The organism is Promineifilum sp. (SeqCode) (assembly GCF_041918635.1).
GTDB lineage: Bacteria > Chloroflexota > Anaerolineae > Promineifilales > Promineifilaceae > Promineifilum.
The window spans coordinates 1-3,602 of record NZ_JAYRVJ010000578.1 but is presented as its reverse complement, the minus strand read 5'-3'; the positions used below and the strand labels follow the sequence as shown (position 1 = coordinate 3,602).

The following is a 3,602-nucleotide window of genomic DNA, read 5'->3' as shown; positions in this document are numbered from 1 at the left end:
GACAGAAACGTTGAAGATGGTATGCGCGTTGGCGATCTGGCGCGGCAATTCGGGCGATGTACGCTCGATGAAGCTGGCAAACTGAGGGATAAAGGGCAAGAAGATCAACACGCCAACGACGTTGATGAAGATTTGGGCGTAAGACACCTGCCGGGCGGTTGCTGAGAGGCGCACGGCGGCGATCAAGCCGGTAATACAGGAGCCGATATTGGCCCCCAGGATGATGCCGATAGCCCCCTCCAGAGCGATGGCCTGGCTCACACCCATGGCCACGGCCATGCTCGTCACAGCCGTGCTGCTTTGAGTGATAGAGGTTGCGATGATGCCGCCCAATACACCTACCCACGGATACTGCCCCATTGTGGTCAGAAGCGTGTGAATCCACGGGATTTCGACCAGCACGGTCAGTGCGCTTGACATATAGCTCATCCCAACAAAGATGATGCCAAGACCCATAAAGATCTGACCGAACTTCCGCCAGTCGCGATTGGGGAAGAATTCCAGGAAGATTAGTCCCAGGATGACCAGGATCAGCCGGAAGTTGCCGATCTCGAAGGCGACGATTTGGGCGGTGACCGTGGTGCCGATTTCCTGGCCCAGCATCACGCTGATGGCCTGTACAACCGTCATCAGGTTAGCATTGACCAGCCCGATCATCGTGACCATCAGCAGCCCACTACTTTGCAGAAGAGCCGTGGCGGCCGTGCCAAAAGCCACACTCTTGATCCGGCTGTTGGTCACCCGGTCAAGCCACTTCTGAATCTGGTCTCCGGCCAGCTTCTCCATGCCCGAACTGAGCAACGAGATGCCGAAGATAAATAGCCCCAAGCCGCCTAATATTTGGACAAAGCCCAGCATAGGACGCTCCTTTGTCTACGGGGATAACAACACAGCACGATGCCGGTGCGGGTTGTAATGCTCATCACGCTTAAGAAACTACGCCGTGGCGGATTATAGCGGCCTACCTATGGTTCCGCCACCAGCCGTTCCGTCTCCCACCACATCTGCCGCCCATCGCTCACCAACTCAATCGTCCCCACCTCATCCGTTCGTAGCACGGTCGCCCCCTGCGCGGCAACGCGCTGGAGCATGGCCGGGGCCGGGTGGCCGTAGGAGTTGTCGGCCCCAACGGAGATGACCACGACCTGGGGCGCGACGACCCGCAAGAAGTCCGCGCCGCACGAGGTGTTCGCGCCGTGGTGGCCGGCCTTCAGCACCGTCGCCGCCAGCGGCCGGCCGCCGGCCAGCAGCGCCGCCTCGGCCGCCTCAGCCGCGTCCCCGGTCAGCAGTACGGCCAGATCGCCATAGACCAGCCGGGCCACGATCGAGGCGTCGTTGCCCTCCTCGGCCCCCGGCGCGCCGACCTGCAGGATTTCCAGCCGCGCGCCGTCGCCCAGATCGAGCGTCTCGCCTGCCTGGGCGACGTGGATCGCGCCATCGGTCGCCGCCGCCAGCAGCAGCGCCCCGAAGGCCGCATCGTCGTCCCCGTCCGCGCCGTTAGTCACCAGTTGGGCCACGTCGTAGCGTTCGACGGCGCTGATCAGCCCGTCGGCATGGTCGGCGTCGGGGTGGGTGGCGATGACCACGTCGAGGGAGCGATCCCAGAAGGGCATCTGCTCGCCCAGTTCCTCCAGCAGCCGGCTCGGGTAGCGCCCGCCATCCACCAGCACTTGCCGGCCGGCGGGGGTCTGGATGAGGATGGCGTCCCCCTGGCCCACGTCCAGAAAGGCGACGTGCAGGCGGCCGTCCGGCCGCTCGCGCAGCCAGAATAGCCCCAGCAGCGCCAGCACAGCCACCACACCCAGGGCCACCCCGGCGCGCCGCCCGATGTGTACCCGGCCGAGCAGGTCGCGCCGCCGCTCGCGGGGCAGCGCGGCCAGGAGGGTCAGCCCGGCGATGGCCGCGTAGACCGCGAGCAGCCCGCCCGGCGAGAGAGCCAGCGGTATGGACGCGCCCGGCGCGCGCGCCAGCCAATGGATGACGCCCACGGTGTAAGTCAGGAAAAGCCAGGCCGGCAGGGCGGCGATGCGCCCGGCGGCCGGGTGGATCAGCCCGGCCAGCAGCGCCAGCCCGCCGGTCAACATCACACCCGGTTGGGCGGGCAGCGCCAGCAGGTTGGCCGGCAGGCTGGCCAGGGAGAGGCGGCCGAAGTGGTAGAGCAGCAAGGGCACGGTCAGCACCTGCGCGGCCAGCGTGACGGTCAGCCCTTCGCCCAGCAGCCGCTTGACCGCTGGCTGCGCCCTGGGCGTCAGCAGCGCCTCCGCGCCCCGCTCGATGCGCCGCGTCCAGGCCGAGGCGTAGAGCATCAGCCCCAGCGTGGCGGCGAAGCTCAGTTGGAAGCCCACGCTCCACAGGGCCAGCGGATCGAACAGGGTCATCAGCGCCGCGGCGACGAAGAGGCCGGCCACGGCCAGCGTCCGCCGGCCGAGGAGCCGCAGGCCCAACAGGTAGGTGATACCCATGACCGTCGCCCGCACCACCGACGGCGCGGCTCCCACCAGGACGGCGTAGAGGATTAGCAGGAGCATGACTATCAGCGTCGCCGGCCGGCGCGGCAGGAACGCCCCCGTCAGCCAATCGAGCAGGCCGATGATGATCACGATGTTGAAGCCGGAGATGGCGATGATGTGGGTCATGCCCGTCGCCTGGAAGGCGTCGGCCGTGGTGTCGGGCAGGCCGCTGTCGTCGCCGAGCAGGATGCCGGTCAGCAGAGCGGCCTGCGGCTCCGGCAGGGCGGCGCGGATGACAGCCCGGCCGCGCTCCCTGGCGGCCAGCATGGCCCGGTAGAGCGGGCTGCCCCCTTCCCCGGCGACCACGGCGACCTCCGGGAAGCGCATGATGGCGCGGATGCCCTGGCGTCCTAGGTAGGCGGCGTAGTCGGCGTTGTCCAGCGCGTCGAGCGCTTCCAGGTCGCCGGTCAACCGCAAGCTCGCGCCGTAGCCGATGATTGGGTAGCGCCGCGTCTCGACCAGGATGTCGCCCGCGACCGGGAGAACACGGCCATCCATCACCAGTTCGGCGGCGGCGACGCGCAGACGGGCGCGGGTGTCGCCCAGTTCCGGTTCGGCGGCGACGCGGCCGGCTAGCTTGACGCCCGTCGCCCCGGCGTAGAAGTCGATGCGGCCGGGATCGGCCGGCGGCGTGGCGGCGACGTAGCGCGCCCCGCCCAAAGCCAGCGCGGCCAGCCCCGCCAGCGCCAGCCCCACCCGCCCCACCCGCCAGAAGGCGATCGCGGCGACCAGCGCCGCCCCAGCCGCCAGCAGCCAGTAAAGCACCCCCAGCGGCGCGAGCGACGCCAGCCCAATACCAATCAGCCAGCCCGCGCCGGCGACCACGGCCAGGTAGTAGCGGGAGTCAACAGGGGTGTTGGGGGAACCGGCGGGGGTAGGCTCCGTGGTGGGCATGGCGTTGAGTGGGATGAACGGGCTTGACGCCGCGCCTATTACGGGCACGGGTTAGTGCGCTACTATAGCGCCGTTAGATGGGGTGTCAACCAGCGAGAAGACCGACTACTCGAAGACATTGGGGATAGCTTGCCCATGACCGTCGCCCGCACCACCGACGGCGCGGCCCCCACCAGAACGGCGTAGAGCGCCAGCAGG

2 protein-coding genes are annotated in these 3,602 nt (G+C 68.0%); both read right to left on the bottom strand.

All coding sequences use genetic code 11. The annotated features are described in order from the left end of the window. Positions 1 to 858: Na/Pi cotransporter family protein (locus ACE3UY_RS17245; RefSeq protein WP_374688726.1), on the bottom strand; the 858-nt coding region annotated here is incomplete at its 3' end. A 107-nt stretch (positions 859 to 965) separates the two neighbouring features. After that, positions 966 to 3,452, bottom strand: coding sequence for a DNA internalization-related competence protein ComEC/Rec2 (locus ACE3UY_RS17240; RefSeq protein WP_374688725.1), 2,487 nt, complete (start codon positions 3,450 to 3,452; stop codon positions 966 to 968). Positions 3,453 to 3,602: the final 150 nt, after the last annotated feature.